Source organism: Brachyspira sp. G79, assembly GCF_002379365.1.
Lineage (GTDB): Bacteria > Spirochaetota > Brachyspiria > Brachyspirales > Brachyspiraceae > Brachyspira.
Genome location: NZ_JQIU01000007.1, coordinates 36,694 through 42,065 on the forward strand (window position 1 = coordinate 36,694; position 5,372 = coordinate 42,065).

General features: G+C 26.6%; 4 protein-coding genes and 2 pseudogenes. 2 read left to right on the forward strand and 4 right to left on the reverse strand.

Annotated features, from left to right (window positions below):
• Positions 1 to 548, forward strand: a pseudogene (locus tag KQ44_RS00260) (hypothetical protein); the annotation flags it as partial.
• 45 nt (positions 549 to 593) lie between these two features.
• Here KQ44_RS00260 and rbr read toward each other — a convergent pair.
• From rbr to KQ44_RS00280, 4 genes are all read right to left on the reverse strand, one after another.
• A complete protein-coding gene (rbr, locus tag KQ44_RS00265; RefSeq protein ID WP_020004453.1) occupies positions 594 to 1,127 on the reverse strand; it encodes a rubrerythrin in 534 nt (177 codons plus the stop codon).
• Positions 1,128 to 1,179: 52 nt separating this feature from the next.
• Positions 1,180 to 1,776 (reverse strand): superoxide dismutase, encoded by a 597-nt coding sequence (locus KQ44_RS00270; RefSeq protein ID WP_096735744.1) that lies wholly within the window; start codon positions 1,774 to 1,776, stop codon positions 1,180 to 1,182.
• A 166-nt stretch (positions 1,777 to 1,942) separates the two neighbouring features.
• Positions 1,943 to 2,995: a hypothetical protein gene (locus KQ44_RS00275; protein WP_096735745.1), complete on the reverse strand. Its 1,053-nt coding sequence runs from the start codon at positions 2,993 to 2,995 to the stop codon at positions 1,943 to 1,945.
• Between the two features lie 9 nt (positions 2,996 to 3,004).
• The gene (locus KQ44_RS00280) at positions 3,005 to 4,399 is read right to left on the reverse strand and encodes a DNA polymerase III subunit delta' (RefSeq protein ID WP_096735746.1); all 1,395 of its coding nucleotides are present in this window, start codon (positions 4,397 to 4,399) and stop codon (positions 3,005 to 3,007) included.
• 185 nt (positions 4,400 to 4,584) lie between these two features.
• Between KQ44_RS00280 and KQ44_RS14355 the strand changes: the two are divergent.
• Positions 4,585 to 5,372, forward strand: a pseudogene (locus tag KQ44_RS14355) (hypothetical protein); the annotation flags it as partial.

Genomic DNA, 5,372 nt, shown 5'->3' on the forward strand with positions numbered 1-5,372 from the left:
TAAAAATATTTCATATTAATAAAAATATATCAAAATTAGAACATGTTTATAAATACGGTTTAAGAGAGATTTTATTCAATGAGATGATTAATATTTCTTTAGCTGCGTTTTGGCATGATATATTAAATTTAAATGTATCAGATGAATATAATTCTATGAGATGTTATTCATATTTAAAACATTTTCTAAAGTATAATGATGATGTTTCATTGATAGTAGGGCTTCATAATGAATACTACGGATATGGAGATGGTATATTTTTGAACTATTATAATACTATAATAAATACAAAACCATTCTTTAAACCTTATTATATTGTTAGTTTTGATTATACTGATAGTTTGAAATTAAGTTCTTTATCATATTTTCCTTCAAAAATTTTGGAAATAGTTAATTTATTTGATAATATATTCTATTCAAATAGTAATTGTTCAAGTTATAATGATGTTTTAATATATATGAAAGATAATTATTTAGAAAAAGAAGTGAAAATTGATCCTATAGTATTTGATATATTTTCTTCTTTTGTTATTGATACTAATATATAAAAAAGGGGGTTTTTACGCCCCCTAGTAATCTTAAAAGTCCATTAATTAAAAGTTTTCAACACGTACTTCAAAGAATTTCTTAGCATGTTTACAAACTGGGCAAAGTTCTGGAGCTTCTTCGCTTTCAACTATGAAACCGCAGTTTCTGCATTTCCATTGAACTTTAGTAGCTTTTTTGAAAACGCTTCCATTTTTTACAGCTTCTCTTAATTTAGCATATCTTTCTCTGTGTTCTTTTTCAACATCGCCGATTAATTTCATAGAACGAGCTATTTCATCAAAACCTTCTTCAGTAGCTTCTTTAGCCATTCTTGGGTACATATTTTCGTATTCTTCGTTTTCACCTTCCCAAGCAGCTTGTAAGTTTTGAAGAGTATCGCCTATACCATTAAGATATTTGAAATGTATTTTAGCATGTTCTCTTTCATTTTCAGCTGTTTCAAGGAAAATAGCAGCAATTTGTTCATAACCTTCGTTTCTTGCTACGCTAGCGAAATAAGTATATTTGTTTCTAGCCATAGATTCGCCTGCAAAAGCTTCATTTAAGTTTTTTTCTGTTTTTGTACCTTTTAAATTCATTTTAATTCTCCTTTTTTAATTAAACAAAATTAATTATATAAAATTAATAAAATTATTTAGCTGATTTAATTCTTTCTGCTACATAATCCCAATTTACCAAATGATCAACAAAAGCTGTTAAGAAATCTGGTCTTCTGTTTTGATAATCAAGATAATAAGCATGTTCCCAAACATCGCAAGTTAAAACACCATGTACTTTATCAGCAACTGGGTTCATAGCATTAGCATATTTTCTAACTTCTAATTTACCATTATTAATAACAAGCCAAACCCATCCAGAACCGAATTGAGTTTTTCCACCTGTAGTAAATGCTTCTTTAAAAGCATCAAAAGAACCAAAATCTGACTCTATTTTTGATTTTACTTCAGCAGGTATTGATACGTCTTTTTTAAGCATCTTGAAAAATTCTTCATGGTTATAAACCTGACCTGCATTATTAAATACTGCTTGTTTGTCAGCATTGTTGTATGATAGAGTGATTAATTCTTCAATGCTTTTTCCTTGTAATGAAGAATCTTTAGATACTAAATCATTAAGAGTTGTTACATAAGTATTTAAATGTTTTCCATGGTGGAAATCCAATGTATTTGAAGACATATATGGTGCTAAGTCTTCTTTAGCATAAGGTAATTTCATTAATTCAAACATATATTTTTACTCCTTCATTTTTTATTAATATAATAATAAACCTATTTTAAATTAATGTCAAGTATTTATTAAATAATATTTATATCTTATTAATATTTATTACTATTAATAAAATAAAGGCATACCAATTTAATGGCATGCCTTTTATATTCATCTAAATTAAAAATTAATTAGCTGTTTCTGTTGTTTCAGCAGCAGCAGTATCATCTGTTGTTTCAGCAGAAGTATTTGGAGCAGCTTCATTCTCATAATCTCTGTAAACTGGTCTAACATCTCTGCTTAATATTTCATCTTCAGTTTGACCATAAGTAAATCCTAATTCATCATAGTATTTAGAATATATAGTTCTAAATCTGTCTGAAGTAGTATATAATACTTTGTGGTATTTAGTAATTAATAATTTATATTTAGCTGTTTTTATGTTTTCATCAGCTGTTTTTAAAGTAGTTAAGTCCCAAAGATTATTAAACATTTCATTTAAGAAATAAACTTTACTTACATCACTATTTTGATTGATAGTAGCTAAATTGTAATTAACCCCAGCCAAATAAGTATTTAACATAATCAAGTTAGTAGTATCATTTTTAGAAGAACTTTCATTATGTAAAGCATTCATTAAATGATATCTGCTTTTAGCGTAATATCCTGCACTTCCTTTAAATAGATTGAAAATACCAGCATAAAGGTTTAATTCATAATCTGCCTGTATTAATTCATTAGTTTTTCCAAGTATTTCATAGATAGGTTTAATTTCATTATAAAGTCTGAAAGATTTATCTAATTCAGAAAGAGCCAAATCAACATTATTATCATTAGCTATAGGGTTAGCAACTAAATCATAATAATATACAGCATTATAGAACATTTCATTAGTATCAGTGAAATTAACATTAGTATAACGCTCTAATATTTTATTAGCTTTGTAAAGTACTCTAAAAAGATAATCTTCTCTTATTTTAGTAAGATTAGTTTGAAGAAGATTATATTCTTTATCAAGAGTAGCATCATCAGTATTTCTCAAATCAGTAAAAGAAGGTGCAAAAGGTGTTATTTCTTCTACTGTATTAACTTCTGATGATTCTTGATTTTCTTCAGCAGTAGTTTCAGTAGTTTGTTCTGTTGCAGCAGCATCTGTAGTTTCTGCTGTAGTTTCATCCTGAGCGTATACTGGGCTTAACGCTAGAATCATTACGCTTAATACAAGAAATAGTTTTTTCATGTATAACTCCTATATGTTTTTATTATAATTGTGTAACCAAGTATAAATACTGCTTAAAGTTTTATAGAGCAGCATTTTAGGTTGAGTATTTGTATTAATTAGAGTATTGATTGTAGAATCTAATTCATCAATAGTCCATACAATACTTTCATCTGAAACAGAACTTGGAAATATATAATTTCTATCTTCTATTTCAAGATATTTATCTTCTAAGGATTTTTTCAGTATATTAATCATTTCTCTAAAGGCATCAGCTATCTCATAATCGCCGTCGCTTAGCATAGTTGTTAGTGAGGCTATTTGAGCAGGACTATTATTTAGAGAAGCGTCCATAAAAGATAACAATACTTTGTATATATTATCGCTTGTATTTGATTTTTTGTCAAGTACATATTTTATAGCTTTGGCTACACTTCCGTAAGAATTTTCCAGTGCAAGGGCTGTTTTTTCCTCATTTAGCCTTAATCTCTTCATTAATATAGATCTTAAAGTATTTTCTGATAAAGAAGAAAATTTTAATTCCATCATACGGGATCTTAGAGGTTTCATACCATCCTGAACTAGTTTATTAGCATCAGAAGTTATTAGAATAAATATATTATTGTCTGAAGGCTCTTCTAATGTGCGTAAAAATATATTAGGAGCCCTCTTATCCATTAGTTCTATACCTTCTATGATAACAATTCTTTTACTTGATATTCTCGGCTTTCTGTAAGTTATCTCTATAATATTTCTTACTGTATCAAGCGGTATTACCGTATGAATAATATTATAATATATTTTTTTTAAAGCATCGAAAAAATCGCCTTCTATTGATAACTTTTTCTTTCCGCCTTTATTTTTAGCTATATTTAAGGCTTCTTTTGATTTATTTCTGAATATTGAATCTATAAAATCAGCGTTATCAGCATTTAGTTCATTTAATGTATAATTTACAGCTAAATAATAAGGTTCTATCAAGGCATATCTTGAACTTTCTTTTTTACTTCCAAGCATATATTCTTTTGGTTCGCTTGATGGGTAATTATCGTAACTATCAAAAAGCATAGTTTCTACTTTATAAAGTATAGACCTGCAGGCTGAGTAAAAATTATTAAATAAATGAGGTAATTTATATTCTAAATATTGATTAAAATATATTTCAGCATTTCTAAATCTCTCATCTGTAGCTGCTACTATAACGTCTGGGTGCTTATATTGATCTATCATCTTGCAGGATTTACATTCATCGCAGTATGTTCCATTTCCTCTCTCACATAGTATAGCTTTAGCATAATTCAAAGCACTTTCAAATTTGCCAACTCCCTCATCTCCATAAAAAAGATAAGCATGATGAAGTCTTCCGCTTTTATATATTCCAGCCATTATTTTTAAAGGTGTTGTTTGTCCAAGTACTTTAGCCAATATTAAAACCTCTGATTAGATTATTGATTATAATATATAAATCATAAATAAAATTATATCAACAATATTTTTTTTGTTAAAATAAATTATATGTATTACAATGACGATATTTTATTGTAGTGTTTAATTTTTTTATTTTTTAGTATATTATAAATAAGTACACAATTAAGAACAAGGAATTTTTAATGGCTTCAAATAATGATATGATAAATGAAAAAGACAGTCTAAACCAAGAAAATAATGAGGGTAAATCTTTAAATGAGATATCTGAAAATTTAGAAGAAAAAGAGAGTATTTCCAAACTTCAAGATGAACTATTAGAAAGTATTGAAGAAAAGATAAATAAAAATAATTCTGTATATAACAGTATAATGCTAGAACAGAATTTAAAAACTTTCAAAGAAATATCTGGTTTAAGAAAAAATCAGAGAGATTTAGAAGATTCCATTTCTGATAATATAAATGAAGCTATTAAAGAAAATAATATTAAATATAATGAGCTTATTAATAATATAGAAAATAAATTAGAAGAACAAAAAGAGTATAATCAAAACAAATTAAATTATTTATCTAGTCAAATAGAAAACAGTAAAGAAGAACAATCGAAATTCTTTGAAGAAGAAAAAGAAAATATTTCAAAATTAAAAGAAGAGCTACAAGAAAGCATTACAGAGAAAATAGACAGTAACAATGCCAACTATAATAATGTAATGCTGGAACAGAACCTCAAAACTTTTAAAGAATTTTCAAGCTTAAGAAAAATTCAAAAAGATTTAGAAAGTTCTATAAAAGAAAATAACAGTAAATATGATGAGTTAATAAATAATTTAGGCAGTAAGTTTGATAGTCATTCAGAAGAGGCTAAAAAAGAATTAGATAATTTAAGCTCTAAACTAGAAGAACAAAAAGAATATAGTAATAACAAATTAGAAGATTTATCTAGTCAAATAGAAAATGCTAAAGAAGAACAATC

Bases quoted from the DNA above. Each gene is read 5' to 3' on its own strand.
- rbr (WP_020004453.1), bottom strand. From the start codon at position 1,127: ATGAATTTAAAAGGTACAAAAACAGAAAAAAACTTAAATGAAGCTTTT.
- KQ44_RS00270 (WP_096735744.1), bottom strand. From the start codon at position 1,776: ATGTTTGAATTAATGAAATTACCTTATGCTAAAGAAGACTTAGCACCA.
- KQ44_RS00275 (WP_096735745.1), bottom strand. From the start codon at position 2,995: ATGAAAAAACTATTTCTTGTATTAAGCGTAATGATTCTAGCGTTAAGC.